The organism is Pseudomonas sp. GZD-209, assembly GCF_049310485.1.
Taxonomy (GTDB): domain Bacteria; phylum Pseudomonadota; class Gammaproteobacteria; order Pseudomonadales; family Pseudomonadaceae; genus Aquipseudomonas; species Aquipseudomonas sichuanensis.
Genome location: NZ_JBMOWQ010000251.1, coordinates 1 through 19,430 on the forward strand (window position 1 = coordinate 1; position 19,430 = coordinate 19,430).

General features: G+C 63.5%; 14 protein-coding genes and 1 pseudogene. 7 read left to right on the forward strand and 8 right to left on the reverse strand.

Translation table 11 applies throughout. The features are described 5' to 3' along the window. The 3 genes and pseudogenes from ACO6VM_RS24820 to ACO6VM_RS24830 form a co-directional block, all read left to right on the forward strand. Window positions 1–465: pseudogene (locus ACO6VM_RS24820) on the forward strand (type VI secretion system tip protein VgrG); the annotation flags it as partial. Next, window positions 462–5,126, forward strand: a complete 4,665-nt coding sequence (locus ACO6VM_RS24825; protein ID WP_422403936.1) for an RHS repeat-associated core domain-containing protein — start codon at window positions 462–464, stop codon at window positions 5,124–5,126. The pseudogene ACO6VM_RS24820 and the gene ACO6VM_RS24825, both read left to right, overlap by 4 nt. Beyond that, window positions 5,126–6,268: an ankyrin repeat domain-containing protein gene (locus ACO6VM_RS24830; protein ID WP_422403937.1), complete on the forward strand. Its 1,143-nt coding sequence runs from the start codon at window positions 5,126–5,128 to the stop codon at window positions 6,266–6,268. The genes ACO6VM_RS24825 and ACO6VM_RS24830 overlap by 1 nt, the downstream gene beginning before the upstream one ends. A 216-nt stretch (window positions 6,269–6,484) precedes the next feature. Here ACO6VM_RS24830 and ACO6VM_RS24835 read toward each other — a convergent pair whose 3' ends face one another. Next, on the reverse strand, window positions 6,485–6,964 hold the full coding sequence (locus ACO6VM_RS24835) for a GNAT family N-acetyltransferase (protein WP_125858399.1): 480 nt from the start codon (window positions 6,962–6,964) through the stop codon (window positions 6,485–6,487). 176 nt (window positions 6,965–7,140) lie between these two features. On the opposite strand from ACO6VM_RS24835, the gene ACO6VM_RS24840 reads away from it, so the two are divergent. Both ACO6VM_RS24840 and ACO6VM_RS24845 read left to right on the forward strand, forming a co-directional pair. Next, window positions 7,141–7,761 carry a LysE family translocator gene (locus ACO6VM_RS24840; RefSeq protein WP_110996246.1) on the forward strand — a complete coding sequence of 207 codons (621 nt, stop codon included), beginning with the start codon at window positions 7,141–7,143 and terminating at the stop codon, window positions 7,759–7,761. 22 nt (window positions 7,762–7,783) lie between these two features. Next, window positions 7,784–8,656 (forward strand): alpha/beta fold hydrolase, encoded by an 873-nt coding sequence (locus ACO6VM_RS24845; RefSeq protein WP_401060796.1) that lies wholly within the window; start codon window positions 7,784–7,786, stop codon window positions 8,654–8,656. Between the two features lie 24 nt (window positions 8,657–8,680). On the opposite strand, the gene ACO6VM_RS24850 is transcribed toward ACO6VM_RS24845, so the two are convergent. The 6 genes from ACO6VM_RS24850 to ACO6VM_RS24875 all read right to left on the reverse strand — a co-directional run bounded on the left by ACO6VM_RS24850 (window position 8,681) and on the right by ACO6VM_RS24875 (window position 14,451). Then, window positions 8,681–9,538, reverse strand: coding sequence for a CAP domain-containing protein (locus ACO6VM_RS24850; RefSeq protein WP_125858401.1), 858 nt, complete (start codon window positions 9,536–9,538; stop codon window positions 8,681–8,683). A gap of 183 nt (window positions 9,539–9,721) precedes the next feature. After that, the gene (locus tag ACO6VM_RS24855; protein ID WP_422403938.1) at window positions 9,722–10,357 is read right to left on the reverse strand and encodes a cell wall hydrolase; all 636 of its coding nucleotides are present in this window, start codon (window positions 10,355–10,357) and stop codon (window positions 9,722–9,724) included. Window positions 10,358–10,405: 48 nt separating this feature from the next. Continuing rightward, a complete protein-coding gene (locus ACO6VM_RS24860; RefSeq protein ID WP_258646333.1) occupies window positions 10,406–11,323 on the reverse strand; it encodes an AEC family transporter in 918 nt (305 codons plus the stop codon). Between the two features lie 342 nt (window positions 11,324–11,665). Beyond that, on the reverse strand, window positions 11,666–12,529 hold the full coding sequence (locus ACO6VM_RS24865; RefSeq protein WP_125858403.1) for a LysR family transcriptional regulator: 864 nt from the start codon (window positions 12,527–12,529) through the stop codon (window positions 11,666–11,668). A gap of 60 nt (window positions 12,530–12,589) precedes the next feature. Next, on the reverse strand, window positions 12,590–13,438 hold the full coding sequence (locus ACO6VM_RS24870) for an ABC transporter permease (protein WP_422403939.1): 849 nt from the start codon (window positions 13,436–13,438) through the stop codon (window positions 12,590–12,592). Next, window positions 13,435–14,451, reverse strand: a complete 1,017-nt coding sequence (locus tag ACO6VM_RS24875) for an ABC transporter substrate-binding protein (protein WP_422403940.1) — start codon at window positions 14,449–14,451, stop codon at window positions 13,435–13,437. Before ACO6VM_RS24875 ends, ACO6VM_RS24870 begins: the two co-directional genes overlap by 4 nt. Between ACO6VM_RS24875 and ACO6VM_RS24880 the strand changes: the two genes are divergently transcribed. Next, window positions 14,444–16,537 carry a S8 family serine peptidase gene (locus ACO6VM_RS24880; RefSeq protein ID WP_422403941.1) on the forward strand — a complete coding sequence of 698 codons (2,094 nt, stop codon included), beginning with the start codon at window positions 14,444–14,446 and terminating at the stop codon, window positions 16,535–16,537. The two genes, ACO6VM_RS24875 and ACO6VM_RS24880, sit on opposite strands and share 8 nt — an antisense overlap. A gap of 170 nt (window positions 16,538–16,707) precedes the next feature. Continuing rightward, window positions 16,708–18,603 (forward strand): S8 family serine peptidase, encoded by a 1,896-nt coding sequence (locus ACO6VM_RS24885; protein WP_422403942.1) that lies wholly within the window; start codon window positions 16,708–16,710, stop codon window positions 18,601–18,603. Window positions 18,604–18,652: 49 nt separating this feature from the next. Here the strand turns inward: ACO6VM_RS24885 and ACO6VM_RS24890 are convergent, their stop codons facing one another. Next, the gene (locus tag ACO6VM_RS24890) at window positions 18,653–19,408 is read right to left on the reverse strand and encodes a methyl-accepting chemotaxis protein (RefSeq protein WP_401060806.1); all 756 of its coding nucleotides are present in this window, start codon (window positions 19,406–19,408) and stop codon (window positions 18,653–18,655) included. Between the last annotated feature and the right edge of the window lie 22 nt (window positions 19,409–19,430).

The following is a 19,430-nucleotide window of genomic DNA, read 5'->3' on the forward strand; positions in this document are numbered from 1 at the left end:
GCCTGGGTCAACTTCGGCCGCGATCCCTCGCCGCCCTGGGCGCCGAGCAGCTACATCGGCGAGGTCGAGTGGCCGGTGCAGGCCCCAGACCCCAACAGCCTGACGAGCCAGCTGGAGTCGCTGGTCGAGAAGCTGCCGCTGCCCAAGGGCGAGGGCGGCCTGTTCGACAAGGCCAAGCAACTGGCCGGCAGCGGCATGGACGCGGCCAAGACCGGTATGAGCCTGCTCAAGACCGGGCAGGGCGCCCTGCAGACCGCGCAACAGGTACAGGGCGCATTGAAAGGCGGCGTCGCCGGCCTGCCGCAGCTGGCCAGCACCGCCAGCTCGGCGCTGCCGGCCGCCTCCGGCGCCATGGCCAGCCTGCCAAGCCTGCCCAAGCTGCCGGCGATGCCCAAGCTCCCCGCTTTCAAGGCCCCGAGCCTGAACACCGTCACCGATCTTCTGCCAAGTGAACTGATGTCATGACCGCCGATACCTCTGAAAAACCACGTCCAGCCCAGGCGGCGGTCGTCCCCCTCGACCAGATCGGCATGACCGACGTCAGCCGCGGCGCCGCCGTGTTCGACGCCTGGCTGCGCGAGATCAGCGGCGGGTACGTCAACCTCGAACGGCTCAAGGACACCGCCGAGGTGTTGCCGGTGATCGGCAACATCATCGCCCTGGTGGATGCGGTGGGCGATATCGTCAGCCTGGCCAGTGCCAAGGAACCCGACCCGTGGGATTGGGTGAGCCTGGGCATCAACCTGATCGGCGTGATCCCCGCCCCGCCGACCATGGCCGCCGCGCGCAAAGGGCTGCGGCCGATGCTGACCCTGGCCCGCCAGGAGGGCAAGGAGATCCTCGGCGACGCGCTGGTCGAGATCATCGTCGGCCACCTCAACGCAGACCTGCTCGGTGAACTGGACACCTTCCTGGTCGACGCCCAGGGCCAGCTCGACAGCATCCTCGGCGATGCCGCCAAGACCGGCGAGAGGCTGATCCTCAACACCGCCGATGCCATCGACGCCATCGTCCTCGGCAAGCTCGACAGCAAGGGCGACCTGGACAAGGCCACGCAGATGGCGCAGAAGGTCAGCGAGACCTGGAAGTCCGACCCGTCGGTGGCCTTCGAGAACGCATTCGGCGCGCTGAGCAATGCCTACTCGGCAATGGGCAAGGGCGCAGCCAACACGCTGCTGAGCAACGCCGTGCCCACGTCGGTGCAGAACGACGTGCTCAAGAGCACCCAGCAGTTCCGCAAGCTCGCGCCGCAGATGAGCGGCAAGCTGATGAGCTTGGCCAACGCGGACAACAAGGACTCGATCAAGAGCCTGCTGGTGATGCTGCATGACAGCAGTACGAAGTGGCACCACCGCAATCCCAAGGCTATGCCCACGGTGGTCAAGCAGGACAAAGTCGCCGAGGCCAAGCACCAGTCAGCGGAGGGGCGGAACGAGTCGATCAAGAACCAGACGCCGGCGGAAAGCGCGCCGAACTGCTGCAAGAACAAAGCGCTCTGCAATACCAACAACCAAATCAGCTTCGCCCTCGGCAGCGAAACGCTGTCGCATACCGATTTCAACTTGCCCGGACCTTTCCCGGTCGAATGGACACGAACCTACAATTCCCGGCTGGACAAGCTGGATGAGGGGATCCTCGGCGCCCGCTGGCTCACCGAGTTCACCACTTGCATCGATGTACTCGACAAGGGCGTGGTGTTCCATGACTACGACGGCCGCAGCCATAGCTACCCGCTGCCCAAGCAGGGCAAGCCGCACCATGACGCGGTGGAGTACTTCACCCTGGTGCGTACCGGCGAACAGCAACTGGTACTGCTGCGTGGCCTGGACCGTCGCGAGACCTACGCACGTCATGGCGACCGTTTCTACCTGACGCATATCCAACTGCGCAGCGGCGCGGGGGCGATGCTGCACTATGAACACCGTCACCACGACCGGCCGATCCTGTCGGACATCAATACCTATCAGGATGACGACCCGACCAAAGTCCACCTGCAACTGGGTACGTTGCTCGATGACCACGGCCACCTCCAAGGCCTGTGGCAGGTGGTCGATGGCAAGCCGCTGCGTCAGCTCTGTGCTTACCATTACGACGACCAGGGCGATCTGATCGCTGCCCAGGACGAACACGGTGCGGCCTGGCGCTACGCCTACCAGAATCACCTGATCACCCGTTACACCGACAGGACTGACCGTGGCTTCAACCTCGAATGGGACGGCAGCGGTCCGCACGCCAAGGCCATCCGCGAATGGGCCGACGATGGCAGCTATGAAACGCGTCTGGAATGGGATGAGCGCATCCGCCTGACCTACGTCACTGATGCCCATGGCCAGGAGACCTGGCACTACTACGATCAGCAGGGTTACACCTACCGCATCAAGTACCCGGACGGTCAGGATGAATGGCTGTTCCGTGATGTGCGCAAGAACGTCATCCGCCACGTTCACCCCGACGGCAGCCAGGACCGCTATGCGTACGATGAGCGCAGCAACCTGCTCAAGCATATCCGCCCGGATCACAGCGTTGAGCATTACGCCTACGATGATCAAGACCAACTGATCAAGATCCGCGACGCCGAGGGTGGCTTGTGGCTACGTGACTATGACGAGCGCGGCAACCTGGTCGAAATGGTTGATCCGCTGGGCAACAAGACCGAGTTCGCCTACACCCCGGCCGGGTTGGTCAAGGCGATCAAGGACGCGCTGGGTAACGAGAAGAAGGTTGCCTACAACGACGCAGGTCAACTGCTTGAATACACCGACTGCTCCGGCAAGACCAGCAGCTGGGTGTACAACGCGTTCGGCCAACTGAGCGAGTTCGCCGATGCTGCCGGTAACAAGACCGTCTATGAGTACACGGCAGGGCAACTGGCCAAGGTCATAAATCCAGACAAGACCGAGGAACGCTTCAACTACGATGCCGAAGGCCGCTTGCTCGCCCATGTCGACGCCCTCGACCGTTGCACTACCTGGACTTACAGCGTCGCCGGCTTGCTCGCCGAGCGCGTCGATGCCAACGAGCACACTTTGCGCTACCGCTGGGACAAGCTCGGCCGCTTGACCCGCCTGGAAAACGAAAACGAGAGCAAGGCCGACTTCCTCTACGACCCTGTCGGGCGCTTGCTGCAAGAAACCGGTTTCGATGGTTTGGTGACTCGTTACCAATACGACCCGTACAGCGGTCGGTTGGCGAGCACCCAGGTTGGTCAGCGGCGCATAGAACTGCGTTTCGACCGCATGGGGCGCCTGGCCGAGCGCACCGCCTGCCTGGGCGACCAGAGCCAGACAGAAACCTTTGCCTATGATCGCAATGGCCAGATGATCCAGGCGGTGAACGCCGCCAGTAAGCTGCAATGGTTTTTCGACGAGGCCGGTAACCTGACCCGCGAGCACCAGCACTACTTGGCCACTGGCACACCGATGGTCGCGGTGTGGCAGCACGAGTACGACGTCCTTAACCAGCGGGTGTCGACCATTCGCCCAGACGGCCACAAGGTCAGCTGGCTGACCTATGGCAGCGGGCATCTCCTCGGCATGACCCTCGACCAGCACGAGATGCTGGCCTACGAGCGCGACGACCTGCACCGCGAGGTGGTGCGCCACCAGGGCAACAAGCTGATGCAGACTCAGGCCTGGGACCCGGCCGGCCGTTTGCAGGAGCAACTGCTGGGTAGCCATGACGGCCGGTCCACGTTGCTCAAACGTCAGTACCGCTACGATGCCGCCGGCCAACTGACCAATATCCACGACAGCCGCCGTGGCCAACTGGAGTATCAGTACGACCCGGTCGGCCGCCTGTTGCAGGCCACTAGCCGTCTTGGCGTGGAGACTTTCGCCTTCGACCCGGCGGGTAACCTGCTGGATCAGAAAACCCAGGAGCTGAACCGCCCTCTGGAAGCGGACCCGCGTCGCAACAAGCTGATGGACAACCTGCTGCGCGAGTACGCCGGGACCCACTACAAATACGACGAACGCGGCAACCTGATCCACCGACTGCACAACGGCGCCCGCGCCCACTTCACCTGGGACCTGTTCGACCGTCTGGCCAGCTACAACGACGATAAGCTCAAGGTCGACTACAGCTACGACGCCCTGGGCCGTCGCCTGCACAAACATTCGGTGGCGCATTTCTGGGATCGCCCGGAAGCGGGGACCGGCTGGAACCAGCTGGAGCGGGCGAAACGCCAGCGTGAATTCAGCTGCGGTTTCACCCTGTTTGGCTGGGATGGCGACACCCTGGCCTGGGAAAGCTCACCGCCTCTCGATGAAGGCGACACCGGGCGCACGGTGCATTACCTGTATGAACCGGACAGCTTCGTGCCGGTGGCTCAGGCCTTGCGCAAAAGCCCGATCCGCCTGCACAAGCAGCCGGATTGGAGCCAGCGCGAATACGATTTCGATCATGATCCGCTGTGGCACACCGAGGTGAAGCCGCAGGCGTTCGACGCCATTGCCTGGTATCAGTGCGACCACCTCGGTACGCCGGTGGAACTGACCGATGAGCATGGCAATATCGCCTGGGCAGGGCAGTACAACGCCTGGGGTGTGGTTCGAGAAGAGCGCTCGGAATGTGCCAAACAGCATGGCCTGAGCAACCCGATCCGCTTCCAGGGGCAATACCATGACCATGAGACGGGGCTGCATTACAATCGATACCGCTATTTTGACCCAAGGGTCGGCCGATTCATAAGTGAGGACCCGATCAGTTATGCTGGCGGCCTCAATCTGTTTGCTTATGCTCCGAACCCCATCGAGTGGATAGACCCGTTGGGGCTTGCAATTTGCCGACTGAGTGCGGCGGACAAAAAGAAAATGGGCCATGCGCCTAAGAGTATGAAAAACCCTCACCGTCATCATATTGTTCGGGAAAATGCACCACGTAACTGGAAGCAGAAAAATCGAGATTACATACTTAAATCGCAGGCTATCATGGTTAAGCATAATATTGACGTAAATACCGATCTGCGTAACTTTACTTGGGCGCGTAACGGAGGTAAAACCCATAACGTCGAGTCTGCCAGGAGAGTTTATGTGCGACTACAGAGGGCCGATGCCAAAGGCCTGAGTGCGGTGGAGAAAGAATTGAAACGAATGGGATTGGAATACCAGCAAGGGACTTTCATCTAATGGACGACTGGCAGCGGCTTTACGAGAAACACGAAACAAAACTGGACCAACTTTACGACGACGTTGAGGAAGGTAGGCCAGAAGGGCTGCTTGCCTTCGCGCAAGAGTATCCGGATCTGCTTGCATTATCTCGGTATGGCGATGTGACAGAAGAAAGCTTGCTACACATGGCTGCTCGAGCGGGGCAAACCGAGGTCTGCCAGCTGTTGCTTGAGTTGGGGTTGGAGCCGAACCGGGTATACATTAGGGCGGGGTATAGTACTGCTTTGGAACTGGCGGCCGGTGAAGGCCATCTGGAAACCTGTGCATGTCTCCTAAACGCGGGGGCTGCGGTCGATGGTCTGCCACTGAGTGTTTGCACTCCTTTGTATGCCGCCGCCCTGTCAGGGCATGAACATGTGGTTGCGCTTCTTCTGACAAAAGGAGCTGAAATCAATCGTCTGCACTTACGATATAACGACAGCGCTTTAGATGCTGCCCGGGGATGGAATCAGCAGGCCGTCGCTAGGCAACTGGAGGCCCGGGGTGGACGCAGCATCTCGGACGTTGATGTTGCCGATGCAGAAGGCGCCGGGCAGTCTATTGTTACGTTTGTGCACAATACCGCGGGCTGGGTTTTGCCGGCGGTATTTAGTCCCTCCATTGAGGTGCCTGATACGTCATTACATATCAGCTTGCTCAACGGTAAGGTTGACTACAAGCTGCTTTTTACTGCCGGACTTTATAATAAAGTGCCGATGACAGAATTGTTCATCTGCTTGCCGGGTGACTGGCCTCTTCCCCGCAAGGAGTGGCCGGCACAGGGGCCGTGGCGTTTCCCTGTGCAGATGTTGGAGCGTCTTGGAATACAGACGCTTGAGTGCGAGCCGCTTCAGGAGGGATGCCTGTTGCTGAGAAGTGATCCGGCCTATGCAGATTTATCCTGGCCTGAATCAGTAGATGCTCTTTTAGTTGTGGATAAACCCTGGAATAAAGAGGGAGATCAAGAAGATATTCCTGAAGATGAAAAAGTGAATCTATTTATACTGGCTCCTGTTAAATTTACGGCCAAAGGTGAACCTAGTGGTAAAGCATTGACTGCATTGGTCGAGCGCAAGCGCAAGGCAAGTTGGAAAGCGCTGGCCCTGGACGCTGACTGTTGAAAAGTTACTAGGCTTTGTACGAAAAGTGCCTGCGCGACGGTCATGCTGCGTTGAAAACAGGCCGGTGCGCCAGTCCGGTCGGAATGCTCATTGACAACCCGTAAAGTCGAGCGTGACTCCGGTCGAACGCGACCTCGGCCGTTCCTCGCCTGTTTTCGCCTTGCCTGATCGCCGCTCGGCGACTTTTCGTACAAACCCTAAGACCCTGGGGGCGTTTCAGCCCTCGGCGAAATGGCGAAGGCGCTCGCCGTCCAGGCGATAGCGAATCCACTCATCCTGCGGCTCGGCGCCCAGTGACTGGTAAAAGCCAATCGCTGGCTCGTTCCAGTCCAGCACGCTCCACTCAAGGCGCCCGCAGTTGTTCGCCAGCGCTTCCCGGGCGATATGGCGCAGCAGCGTGCGCCCGGCGCCGTCACCGCGTTGCTGCGGGGTGACGTACAGGTCTTCAAGGTAGATGCCGTTGCGCCCCAGCCAGGTGGAGTAGCTGTAGAAATACACGGCAAACCCGATGGCCTGACCGTCGCGCTCGCAGATCAGGCTGCGCACGGTGCTGCCTGGGTCGAACAGGCTGTGCTCGATATCGGCGAGGCTGGCCACCACTTCATGGCGGGCGCGCTCGTAGTCGGCCAGCTCGGTGATGAAGGCGAGGATTTGCGCGGCGTCACTGCGTACTGCAGGGCGAATGGTCAGGCTCATGGTCGGGCTTCCTTGTGTAGGGGCTGGCGCCATCGTACTGGCCCGAGGGCACAGAAGCGATATGACCAGTCCAGTAGAGTGTATTCATGCAATTTTGCTTAACTGTACCGGTCGGTCGCCAGGCGGCTCCGTTACTGTGTGGCAACACATAACGAGAAACCCGGAAGACTGCCGCCATGCTTGCCTCGCTCGATCTGCTCAGCGCCTTCGTGCTGTTCGCCTTCGTATCCTCCATCACCCCCGGCCCCAACAACACCATGTTGCTGGCCTCGGGGGTCAACTTCGGGGTGCGCCGCAGCATCCCCCATGCGCTGGGCATCAGCATCGGCTTCATGGTGATGGTACTGGCGGTGGGCCTGGGGCTGGGCGAGGTGTTCAAGGCCTGGCCGCCGCTGTACAGCATCCTGCGCTATGCTGGCGCCGCCTATCTGCTGTACCTGGCGTGGAAGATCGCCACCTCCGGGCCGATGTCCGGTGACACTGCCGGCAGCCGCAAGCCGCTTGGGTTCTGGGGCGCAGCAGCCTTCCAGTGGGTCAACCCCAAGGCCTGGGTGATGGCGGTGGGGGCGATCACCACCTACACCCCGGCCCAAGGCTATGTGTTCAATGTGATCGTCATCGCCGCTGTGTTCGGCCTGGTCAACCTGCCCAGTGTCGGGGTCTGGGTGATGTTCGGCAGCGCCTTGCGCAATCTGTTGCGCAATCCGCGTGCGGTGGTGCTGTTCAATGTCCTGATGGCCGTGCTGCTGGTGATTTCGCTGTATCCGCTGTTGTTTGTAGAATCGTCGTTTTCCTAGAACCGACGAGTGCAGTAAACAGATGGAGTTGATTCCCTGGTCCCATGAATGCGCCGAAGGCTTCACCCTGCGTGGCTGGCGCATGCCGCCCAGTGGCCGGCCATTGCTGCATTTCCTGCACGGCAACGGTTTCTGCTGCCTGGCCTACCAGCCCATGCTGCTGCGCCTGGCGGAGCACTTCGACCTGTGGCTGAGCGATGTGCAGGGCCATGGCGACAGTGATCACGGCGGCAACTTCGTTGGCTGGAACCGCACGGCGGCGCTGGCGGTGGAAGCTTTCGAGGCCGGGCGTGGCGAGTACGGCGACGTGCCTCGCTTTGCGGTCGGCCACAGTTTCGGCGGGGTGCTCACCGGCCTGATCCTGGCCGGCCAACCGCAACTGTTCCAGCGTGCGGTGCTGCTCGACCCGGTGCTGTTCAGCCGGCGTATGTTGGGGGTGATGGGCGCCGCCGCGCTGGTCGGCCTGCACCGGCGCCACGCCCTGGCGCGCAAGGCCGCGACCCGTCGCAGCCACTGGCCGGATCGCCAGGCCGCGCTGGCCGCGCTGCAGGGGCGCGGTATCTTCAAGGGCTGGAGCGAAACCGCGCTGCACGCCTATGTGGAACATGCCATCGGCGATTGCGGCGAAGCCGTGGTGCTCAAGTGCCGGCCCAGCCGCGAGGTGGAAATCTTCAGTTCATTCCCTGCGCGCATGTGGCAGCAATTGCTGGCCATCTCCACACCCACGCGTGTCCTCTACGGTGAACACACGTATCCGTTCGTGCCCCACTCGGTACAGCGCCTGGCCAGGCTGAACAGCCAGGTGAGTGCGCAGCAGGTGGCGGGTGGGCATTGCTTCATGCAGGAAGATCCGGCAGCGGCGGCGGAGCAGGTGGTGGCGTTTCTTGTGCCCTGACAGGCGCCGCCACCTGTCATTGCCCTAGCGAGGCGTACCGAACATCCCGGTCCAGTAGATCCCTGCGTCGCTTTTCGGGTCTGTCGCGTAGGCGGCGCCGAGGTCGCGGTAGTCCGGGTTCATCAGGGTGGCGCAATGCCCGGGGCTGGCCAGCCAGCCATCGACCACCTTGCGTGCGGTATCGCTCCCGGCGGCGATGTTTTCGCCAAGCTGCTGATAGTTGTAGTCGGCCAGGTCGGCGCGGTCATCTGGGGTGCGACCGTCGCGGTCGATGTGATCGAAGAAATTCTGGTTGGCCATGTTGCGCGAGTGGTTGGCGGCGACGCCTGCCAGCACGCTGTTCCAGCTCAGCGGCTTGGCGGCGGGGAAGGGCTGGCCACCGCACTGGCGCGGCACGCCGCGGGCAGCGTTGATCTCCTGCAGCAGCTTCTGCCCCTCGGCCTGCCAGTCGCCCAGGCGCCCGCTGAGCAGCGGCCGGGCGAGCACGATGCGCCAGTCGCGGCCCTCCTGGCTGACGCCGATGTCGATGAACTGCGGGTCGAGCACCACCTGGCAGAAGCTCTCTTCGATGGCCTTCATCGCCGCTTTCGCATCGCGCGGCCCGGACAGGCTGATGGCCTGTACGTTGACCATGGGGTAGGCGGCGCGGCTCATGGCCTGCTGCAGGTCACGGGTGCCTTCGGGCGAAAGCGCCAGGCGGGTGTCGCTGTTGAGCGGTGGCAACTCCAGCGAGGCCCCGCCGCCACAGTGCTGGGACTGGCTGCGGTAGACGTTGATCGTATCGATCAGTTGCGCTTCTTCGCCGCTCATGGCCTGGGCGCCGGTCGAGGCGAGCAGGCCCAGCGACAGGCCGAAGAAGCAGGCAACGGATGGGACGCGCATGTGGATCTCCCTGTACTGGCAGCGTCTGCTTGTGCGCTGCCCATCCTACACAAGCACAGGGCTTTTGGCCCAGCGATGTGCAGGGCTGTGAACCCTTGGTCATTCGTTGTGATGCGGTGTAGGGGTGGGTAGACCGCCTGCCGGCGCAAAAGTGCAATCCATGCTACACCCGGCGCCGTACCCTCAACGCGCCAGCGCCTGGTTCGGCTTGTAGAACAGGAAATGGGTGGTTTGTGCCGTCTGCCGGTAAGTCTTGGCCCAGTCGGGGTGGACGGTGCGGTCATGGAAGTACAGCGCACCGTCCGTAGGGTCCTTGAGCTGCTGGTTCAGGGCCTTGCGCGCGATCTCCTTGGCCACCGCGTAGCGTTCCTCCTCTTCCACCTGGTCGGGGCGCCCGTCGCACCACCAGGAGAACTGGCAGCTCTTGCTCTCCACCCCTTGCTTGACCACGCCGCAGATGGTGTTGGGGAAACCGTCATGGCCCAGGCGGTTGAGCACCACGCTGGCCACCGCGCTCATGTCCTCGCTGTCGGCGCCCTTGGCTTCCCAGTAGATGGTGCGGGCCAGGCAGGTGATGCTGTCGTCCATCGGTGCCTGGCCGGCCGGGTCGACCGCCTGCACTTCGGTGGGGGTGATGGTTTCGGCTTTTTTCGGTGGCGGCGCGTCCTCCACCACCTTTTCCTCCAGCACTTGCGCCTTGTCTTCGGCGACGGCGGCCTTTTGGCTGTCGGCGACGGCGGCCTTTTGGCTGTCGGCGGCGGTGAGCGGGCCTGCAAGCAGGGTTAGCGACAAGCCGAACAGCATCCACGAAAGGCGCATGGTCGAGGTTCCGAGTAGTGGGGCTGATCACAGTCTAGCCGGGCGGATTCAACTCAGCGTCAGGCTCAGCACCAGCGGCAGGGTAAGGGCGGCGGCCATGGTCTGCAGGGCGATGATGGTGGCCATCAGCGGCGCGTTGCCGCCCATCTGCCGGGCCATCACATAGGACGACGAGGCGGTCGGCAGGGCCTGGAACAGCACCGCCACCACCGCCGCCTGGCCGCCGAGGCCGAGCAGCCGGCACAGGCCCCAGGTGGTCAGCGGCATGACCAGGAACTTGAACAGCGAGGCCGCCAGCAAAGGCTTCACCTGCTGGCCCAGGCGTGCGCCGCCCAGGGCCGCGCCGACGCACAAAAGGCCCAGCGGCAGGGCGGCCTGGCCGAGCGCCTTGACCGTCGGCTCCAGCCCCGCCGGCAAACCCAGGCCACTCACCCGCAGCAGCAGGCCACCGGCGCAGCCGATGATCAAGGGGTTGGCGAAGATTGCCTTGAGCACCGTGGCCGGCGAGCTGTGGCGGGCGCTGAAGCGGGCAAACACCAGCACACAGAGCAGGTTGACCAGCGGCACGATGGCGGCGTTGGCCACCGCCGCCAGGGCGATCCCGGCACTGCCGTAGATCCCGGCGGCCAGTGTGGCGCCGATGTAGTTGTTGAAGCGCACGCCGCCCTGGAACACCGAGGTGAAGTCGGCGCCGTCATGGCTGGCTGCACCCTGGTACAGCACCAGCAGCAGGGCGCCGAGCAGGGTCGAGAGCATCAGCACGCCGACCATGCCCAGTATCGGCACGCCGTCGAGGTTGGCGGTGGCCAGGCCGTGCAGGAACAGCGACGGCAGCAGCACGTAATAGCTCAGGCGCTCGGCGCCGGGCCAGAAGGTTTCGGCGAGAAAACCACGCACCCGCAGCCAGGTGCCCAGGGCGATGAGCAGGATGATCGGGACGAGGGTGGTCAGCAGCAGGTGGAGCATGGTCGGCAATCCGTGGTCGGGTACCGGCACAGGGTAGCGGAGGGGAGCGAACAGAAAAAACGCTGTTTTCTTTAGTGACTGTTGAGAAAAACTGCATCAAGCCTGACGGCGTGGGAGCAACTGCGCGAGCCCTGTGGAAGCGGGTTCACCCTTGTACACGGGCTTAGCCTGTGCCAGGCACCGAGGTGTCATCTTCGCGGGTAAATCGCGGCGGCGAACCGCCGCTCCCACAGGTACTGTGCAATGCCGGGGAATGCACGGCCCCTGTGGGAGCGGGCTTGCCCCGCGATTGACCCGCAACGGGGTCTGGCATGATCACGGGGCAAGCCCACTACGCCTCGCTCAAACCTCCAGGGCTGTCTTCAACACCGCACTCAAATGCCGCCGCTGGCTCTTTTCATGCTCCAGCAACACCACGCGCCGGGTCAGCTGTGGTTCGCCAAACGGCTGCACACTGGCCGGCGGCAGGCGTTCGAGGTCGTCGTCGCTCATGGGGATGACCGCCACCCCCAGGCCCATGGCCGCCATGCGTGCCAGGGCCTCCTGGCTGTCCAGCTCCATCTGTTCGCTGACCTGCAGGCGCTGGCGGCGCAGCTCTTGTTCGATCTGCCGGCCGGCCCAGGCGCGCTTGTCGAAGCGCAGGAACGGCTGGCTGGCGAGCAGCGCCGGCACGCTTTGCCCGGCCAGCTCGGGGCTGGCGATGGCCCAGAAGCGGTCCTCGAACAGCGGGGTGAATTGCAGGCTCTGCGGGTAAGGGCTGACCGGCTCGGTGGTGATCGCCGCATCCAGTTCGCCGTCCTCGACGCGCCGGGCCAGCTCCGCCGACATGCCCGAGACCACGCTGATATGCAGCTGTGGATGGTGCGCCTTGATCCACACCAAGGCCCGCGGCAGGCGCCGCGCCAGTACGGTATGGATCGCGCCGATGCGCAGCCGGCCACGCAGGCTGGGGCCGCTGGCGAGGGTGTCGGCCAGTTCGTCATAGGCGCCGAGGATGCTCTCGGCGCGGGCCACGGCCAGTTGCCCGGCCTCGGTCAGCACGACCTGCCGGCGGCTGCGGTCGAACAGGGTGACCTGCAGTTCGTCTTCCAGGGTCTTGATGTGCAGGCTCACCGCCGAGGGCGTGAGGCTGAGCAGGTCGGCGGCGCGGGCGAAGGTGCCGTGACGGGCGATGGTCACCAGGGTGCGCAGGGCTTTGAGGGACACGCGGGAACTCCGGGGGGGTGCTGGGCAGTGAGCTGAGCGCACGATACTGCAATAGCGGCCTCAGCGCCCAGTGCGCCCATACGCCTGGCTGATCCGGTCGATCACCATCGCCAGGGCGACTATCGCCAGCCCCGCCTCGACGCCCTGGCCGACGTTCAGCGTCTGGATGCCGGCCAGCACGTCCTCGCCCAGCCCGCGGGCGCCGATCATCGAGGCCACCACCACCATCGACAGCGCCATCATCACCGACTGGTTGAGCCCGGCCATGATGCTCGGCAGCGCCAGCGGCAGGGCGATGCGCCGCAAGCGCTGCCAGCGGCCGGCGCCCAGGCCGTGAGCGGCCTGCAGCAATGACGGGTCGATCTGTGCCAGGCCCAGCTGGGTCAGGCGCACCAGCGGCGGCAGGGCATAGATCAGGGTGGCGAACACCGCCGGCACCTTGCCCAGGCCGAACAGCATCAATACCGGGATCAGGTAGACGAAGGCGGGCAGGGTCTGCATGACGTCGAGCACCGGCAGCAGCAGGCGCCGGGCCAGCGGGCGGGTAGCCAGCAGGATGCCCAGCGGCACGCCGGTCAGCACGCACAGGCCGGTGCTCACCAGTACCAGGGCGAGGGTCTGCAGCAGCTTGTCCCACAGCCCCAGCACGCCGATCAGCGCCAGCAGCCCGGTCAGGGCCACGGCGCGCAGCAGGCTGCGGCTGGCGTGCCAGGCCAGCAGCCCGACCAGCAGCAACAGCAGCCACCAGGGCAGCAGCCGCAGCAGGCTTTCCAGGGCGACCAGCAGTTGCAGCAACTGCTCGGAGACGCCGCGCAACTGGTCGCCGTAGTGCAGCACCAGCCAGTCGACCAGGCGGTTGACCGAGGGCGCGAAGGAGTATTGCAGGGCTTCGGGGAAGCCGCCGCTCACAGGCCGGCCCCGACCTTGGCGGCCTTGTCGGCGGGCAGCCAGGCCTTCCATACCTCGGGGTGTTGGCGTAGGAAGGTGAGGGCCGCCTCATGTGGTTTCTGGCGGGTTTCGCTCATGTGGGCGAGCGCTTTGTTGAGAGTGTCGATGGGCAGGTCGACTTTTTCGAACATGGTCACCAGGTCGGGGTACTGGTCGTGGAAGGCCTTGGAGACGCCGATCGACAACTTGGCCGGCAGCGAGCGGCTGCCTTGCGGGTTGGGGTTTTTGGCATCGGTAAGGGTGGCCCAGGCCGCCGCGTCGAACGCCGGTTCTTCCAGGCGCACGAGTTCATGACGCCCCATCAGCGGGGTCGGGCTCCAGTAATAGAACAGCACGGGCTGGCCGCGGCGGATCGCCGAGGTGATCTCGGCGTCGAGGGCTGCGCCGGTGCCGCTGCGGAAGTTGTTGTACAGAGTGTCCAGGCCATAGGCCTTGAGCTTCTGGCTGTTGACTGTCTCGGAGGTCCAGCCGCTGGGGCTGTTGAGGAAACGGCCTTTGTCTGGCACCTCAGGGTCGCGGAACACCTGCGGGTAGCGCTTGAGGTCGGCAACATTTCGCAGGTCCGGGGCCAACGGCTTCAGACCACGTGAGGGGTCGCCTTTGATCACGTAGGCCGGCACCCACCAGCCTTCCTCGGCGTTCTTCACCGTATCGCCCAGGGCGAATACCTGGCCGGCCTGTTCGGCCTTGACCCAGGCGGGGCTGCGCCCGGCCCATTCCTCGGCGATCACCTGCAGGTCGTTGCGTGCCAGTGCCACTTCCATGCTCACCGAGGTGCCGGGGAGGGTGTCGGTGGGGTAGCCGTAACCACGTTCGACGATCAGGCGCAGGATCTCGGTGGTCAGTGCGCCGCTTTCCCAGGTGATTTCGCCGAAGTGGATCGGGGTCGGCTGTTCGGTTGAAGCGGCGGAGTCGGCGGTGGCCAGGCCGAAGGCCAGGAGCAGACCAGCCATCAGGACAGGGAGCTTGTTCATCGACGCCTCTGGTTGTCTGACTCTGGTGCGGGCAAGTGTAGACGAGCCCTGCAGGCTGCCGGGGAAGGCCAGCAGGCTGGGGCTGGGGCTGTTGTCGGCGAACAATGGTGCCTGGCTTGCCCCCCTCCCGTTGAAGGATCAACCGATGAACCTGGCTTTGCATTTCGTCTATTACCGCAACTTCCGTTTTGACGGCAAGATTCATGTCCGTTGTGAGGGCGAGGATCTGGACAAGGTCGCCCGCGTTCGTTACGAACTGCACCGTGTGACGGCCGAGGGCGCGACGTTACTGACCGGTGTTTCGGCGCGGTCGTATGCTCGTACCGGCTCTTTGGCCGATCAGGGTTGCCCGGCCAGTCTGCTGACCTCGGCCCGAGCGGGTCGCTACCGGATCACCCCAAGGCTCATCTTGTTGGAGCAGGTGGCGCAGGCGATGGGCCACCCTGTGGGGGCGGACGGTGTGATCGATCTGCCCGCATTCTTCATCAATATCCACGAGGACGAGCTAGACAGGCGAATCCTCGACAAGATGCCGCTGGGCAACACGCGCCGACGCAGCAGACGTGCCGTTGCCCAGCAAGTCGATAAGGCACAACTGGATGACCCCTATGGTCAAGCCTTGCCGCCGTTGCCCGAGGCTGGCCCCGGTGAGCGTTATCCATCTCTGCTGATCAAGTTCCGCGACGCCGGGCTGGAGCAACTGTTACAAGACATGCAACCAGGTACGGACAGCGTTCTGTCGCGCCAATGGCCGAACCTGGCGGCAGTCATCGTCCTGCGGCCGGTGCTTGAGCCTGGGGAGCTGCCTGATGAACGGCTGGCTGCCCTGCGTCCCTATTGCTGGATGGAGCAGCCTGCCAGCATGACCGGCGATACTTATCTTGCCCTGCTCAAGACGTTCGCTGCACTGGACTGTGTCGAGTCGCTGCAGTGGGCGCCGCCTGCGCCTGAAGTGCCGAATGTGCTGCTGGGCGCGGCGGCGTTGCTGGCGACGCTGGTGACCGGCGGCGCGGTGGTGCTGGGCAATCAGGCGCATGCAGATGCTCAGCCAACGCCAGATTTCGAAACACGCCAGACCTACCTCGACGAGCCTGGGCCGCGATGGCAGGGCCTTAATGTGCGCAGGGCCTGGGCCGGCCAGGTGACGGGGAAGGGCGCGCGTATCCATTTTTCCGACGGCGGGCTGTTCCCCAACCACGAGGACTTGCGTGGCAACACCGGCCTGAAGATTGTCAGCTCGACGCCCAATGACGACCCCGAGCACGGTACGGCCTCGGCAGGGGTCATGCTGGCCACGCGCAATGGCTTTGGGGTGACCGGCATTGCCCATGACAGCGAACTGTACCTGTATGACAATCGCGCCGACGATGCCGCCGGCAATTCGCTGACGCTCAAGCAGTTGTTACGCCAGGTGCAGCCTGGCGATATCGTCGGGATCAACCGGCAGACCGCCAACCCGCAGGTGTTGTCCACCGTGTTGCCGTCGTTGCATGACCGGCCATGGTGGGACGTGATGCAGGCACTGAGCCGGCGTGGCGCCGTGGTGGTCAATGCCGCCGCCAACGGCAGTTCGGCGACCTTGAGCGACAAGGGCACGGTGAGGGGCTACGGAGTCGATCTGGCGCGCTGGCGTCACTTCGACGACCACGGCGATGCCGGCTGCATTCTGGTCGGCGCCTGCCACTCCTGGGACGGCAAGCCGCACCAGTATTCCAATTTCAATTATCGCCACCGCATGCTCAACGCTTGGGGCGACAGCGTCGCCACCCTTGGCTATGGCGAGCTCCAGGACAAGTCCGGCCATGACCGGGACTACACCGACATCTATGCAGGCACATCCTCCGCGACGCCTTTGGTGGCGGGTGCCCTGGCGCTGATCCAGTCGTATGCCATCGAGCAGCATCACATCTACCTGGATGGCGAGCAGATGCACCTGCTGGTCTCGGCCTCGGGTTATCAGGACGCAACCCTGCCGGACAGTGATGTGCTTCCCATGGGAAATCGGCCGAACGTACATGGTGCGCTGGTGCTGCTCGACCGTCTGCTCGGTGGTGGCCGTTTCGATTCGCCAAGGGACGAGCTGTGAGCCGTGCACAGCTTTCAGGCTGTTGACCTGTCCGGGTCGGGAGCACCCATGACGTTGAGCTTCATTGGGAAAGTTTGCAGGCTGCAACTCATGCCATCGCCTCGCCAGAATCGATCATCCGGCATGCCCGAACATGCTATTCGTTCGACTGGAAAAACAAGGTTCTAAGGATGGATGATCTAAGTTTTGTGCATTACCGCAACTTTCAATTTGATGGCTTGTTGTTCGTGCGTTGTGTGGGCGCCGATCTTGGCAAGGTCAAGAGCATCCGTTACGTATTGCGAACGGTCATTGACGAGCGGCCCCGGCGGCTCGAGGACAGGACGGTCACAGGCCCGGCCAGCAGCGGTCAGTTGGAGGACCATGGTTGCCCCGCCACGTTCAGTGTGGCGGCCTCAGCCGGTAGGTACTCGATAACACCAACGGTGACCTGGTTGGACAGCGCAGGAGAACGGAGCCAGGCGTTCGCTGCATTGAAGTTCGATATCAAGGCGGGAGAAGTGGAGCGGCGCTTGCTCGATAATGTTCCGCTAGGCGTTGTACCGAGTCGGAGCAAACGCAGCATCGATAACAATGGGTACAACTTGCCGGCTCTGGAGGATGAGGCCCTACAGGGAAACCCTGAAATCAATTCCGGCCCTGCACTGGGCCCGCTGCTGTTGACATTTGCCGACGGTGGCGCAGAACGATTCGCGGCGGATATGGAGCCTTCGTCGGGTTCTCGTCTGGCGAATCTGTGGCCCCAGCTGCGAGAGGTAATCAAATGGCAGCCCGTGCTCGACGCCGATGAGCGAGACGACCAGGCATTGGCCGTACTGGCGCCGTATTACCGTATCGAGCAACCCGACAGCATGCTCAACGATACCTTTGTCGCCTTGGGCAGGACCCTTGCCTCGCTGGATTATGTGCTCAGTGTGCAGCTTCTGCCGAGGGTCGCAGAGTCGCCAGCCTGGGCGCTGGCTGGCGCCGGCGTCCTGGCGACCCTGTTTACCGGAGGCGTTGTGGTGCTGGGTAACAGAGCGAATGAAAATGCCCGTCCGACGCCAGACTTCGAAGCGCTGCAAACCTACCTGGACGAGCCTGGCAAGACAACGAAAGGCCTCAACGTTCGCAAGGCCTGGGAGCGGAAGGTGGCAGGCAAGGGGGCTCGTATCCACTTGACCGATGGTCGCCTGAGCAAGGATCACGAGGACCTGCCTGGTGTCACGCAGATTCATGTGGTCGAGGCCGGGCCCAATGATGATCCGGTGCATGGCACCGCCGCAGCGGGGCTTTTAGTTGCGAAGGCCAACGGCATTGGTACAACCGGTATCGCCCATGCCGCGCAGCTGTACGTTTACCACAACCGAAGTGCCAACTCGCAGACGCTCAAGTCATTGCTGCGCCTGGTGCTGCCGGGCGATGTCGTGGCGTTCAACCGGGAGGTCGAGGCCACAGGCATGCCAGGTACTCGGCTGCCGACCCTTCACGCTGAGTTGTGGTGGCGAGTTGTTCGAGACCTCAACGCGCGAGGCGCGGTGGTGGTTTGCGCCGCCGGCAACGGCCACCGGGCAGATAATCCGGCTGTGGGAGCAGTCAAGGGGCGTGGTGTCGACCTTTCGGCTTGGAGCCACTTTGAGAACTATGGCGATGCTGGTGGCATCGTGGTTGGCGCTTGCCAGTCATGGTCTGGCGAGCCTAGCGAGTGGTCGAACTTCCAGTATCCGTACCGGATGCTCAACGGCTGGGGCGATAGTGTCGTGACCTTGGGCGCGATTCACGACAAGGACCTGCAGGACAAGTCCGGAACAGACCGTGACTACACCGACTTCTACAACGGCACGTCGGCGGCGACGCCGATGGTCGCGGGTGCGTTGAGCCTGATCCAGGCCTATGCCATCGAGCGGCACCATATCTACCTCAATGGCGACCAGATGCACCTGCTGGTGATGAAGTCCGGGTATCAGGACGCCAAGCTGCCTGGCGAGTCCAAGTTGCCGATGGGGGCCAGGCCGAATGTCGAGGGTGCCATGGCGTTGCTCGACAGCATTCTGGCCAGTGGAAAAACCGGGAAAGTTGAGTTGTAGCGTGGGACCGGCCTGCGGGCGCACCAGGGTGCGCCCGCAAACCTTGGGCTTACACCCGGAATTGATCCATCAACCCCTGCTGCTGGTTGGCCAGGCTGTTCAGCGACTGGCTGACCCGCGCCGATTCGTTGGCCTGGCCCGACAGCGACTCGGTGACGTCGCGGATGGTGGCGACGTTGCTGTTGATCTCTTCGGCCACCGCGCTCTGCTCTTCGGCAGCGCTGGCGATTTGCAGGTTCATGTCGGTGATCACCGTCACCGCCTGGCCGATGCGCTGCAACGCGGTGGCCGCCTGGCTGACCTGCTCGACACCGCCCTGAGCCTGGCGGTGGCTGCTGTTCATGGCGCCGACTACATCGCGGGTGCCGGCCTGTAGCGCCTCGATCACCTGGCGGGTCTCTTCCACCGACTCCTGGGTACGGCGGGCGAGGTTGCGCACTTCATCGGCGACCACCGCAAAACCACGCCCGGCTTCACCGGCACGGGCCGCTTCGATGGCAGCGTTGAGCGCCAGCAGGTTGGTCTGCTCGGCGATCGAACGGATCACTTCCAGTACCGAGCCGATCTTCTCGCTGTTCTGCGCCAGGCCTTCGACCTCGGCCATGGCGCTGCTCATGTCGGCGGCCAGGGTGTCGATGCTGGTGGTGGTGCGGTCGATCACCGCCAGGCCTTCGCGGGTGGCCTGATCGGCGTCGCGGGCGGCCTGTGCGGCCTGGGCCGCGCTGCGGGCGACGTCCTGGGCGGTGGCGCTCATTTCGTGGGAGGCGGTGGCCACCTGGTCCACCTGGCGGTACTGCTGCTCCATGCCGGCGCTGGTCTGGGTGGCG

What these genes read in the sequence shown, in the direction of transcription:
- ACO6VM_RS24825 (WP_422403936.1), top strand. Translation starts at nt 462, where the DNA reads ATGACCGCCGATACCTCTGAAAAACCACGTCCAGCCCAGGCGGCGGTC.
- ACO6VM_RS24830 (WP_422403937.1), top strand. Translation starts at nt 5,126, where the DNA reads ATGGACGACTGGCAGCGGCTTTACGAGAAACACGAAACAAAACTGGAC.
- ACO6VM_RS24835 (WP_125858399.1), bottom strand. Translation starts at nt 6,964, where the DNA reads ATGAGCCTGACCATTCGCCCTGCAGTACGCAGTGACGCCGCGCAAATC.
- ACO6VM_RS24840 (WP_110996246.1), top strand. Translation starts at nt 7,141, where the DNA reads ATGCTTGCCTCGCTCGATCTGCTCAGCGCCTTCGTGCTGTTCGCCTTC.
- ACO6VM_RS24845 (WP_401060796.1), top strand. Translation starts at nt 7,784, where the DNA reads ATGGAGTTGATTCCCTGGTCCCATGAATGCGCCGAAGGCTTCACCCTG.
- ACO6VM_RS24850 (WP_125858401.1), bottom strand. Translation starts at nt 9,538, where the DNA reads ATGCGCGTCCCATCCGTTGCCTGCTTCTTCGGCCTGTCGCTGGGCCTG.
- ACO6VM_RS24855 (WP_422403938.1), bottom strand. Translation starts at nt 10,357, where the DNA reads ATGCGCCTTTCGTGGATGCTGTTCGGCTTGTCGCTAACCCTGCTTGCA.
- ACO6VM_RS24860 (WP_258646333.1), bottom strand. Translation starts at nt 11,323, where the DNA reads ATGCTCCACCTGCTGCTGACCACCCTCGTCCCGATCATCCTGCTCATC.
- ACO6VM_RS24875 (WP_422403940.1), bottom strand. Translation starts at nt 14,451, where the DNA reads ATGAACAAGCTCCCTGTCCTGATGGCTGGTCTGCTCCTGGCCTTCGGC.
- ACO6VM_RS24885 (WP_422403942.1), top strand. Translation starts at nt 16,708, where the DNA reads ATGGATGATCTAAGTTTTGTGCATTACCGCAACTTTCAATTTGATGGC.
- ACO6VM_RS24890 (WP_401060806.1), bottom strand. Translation starts at nt 19,408, where the DNA reads ATGGAGCAGCAGTACCGCCAGGTGGACCAGGTGGCCACCGCCTCCCAC.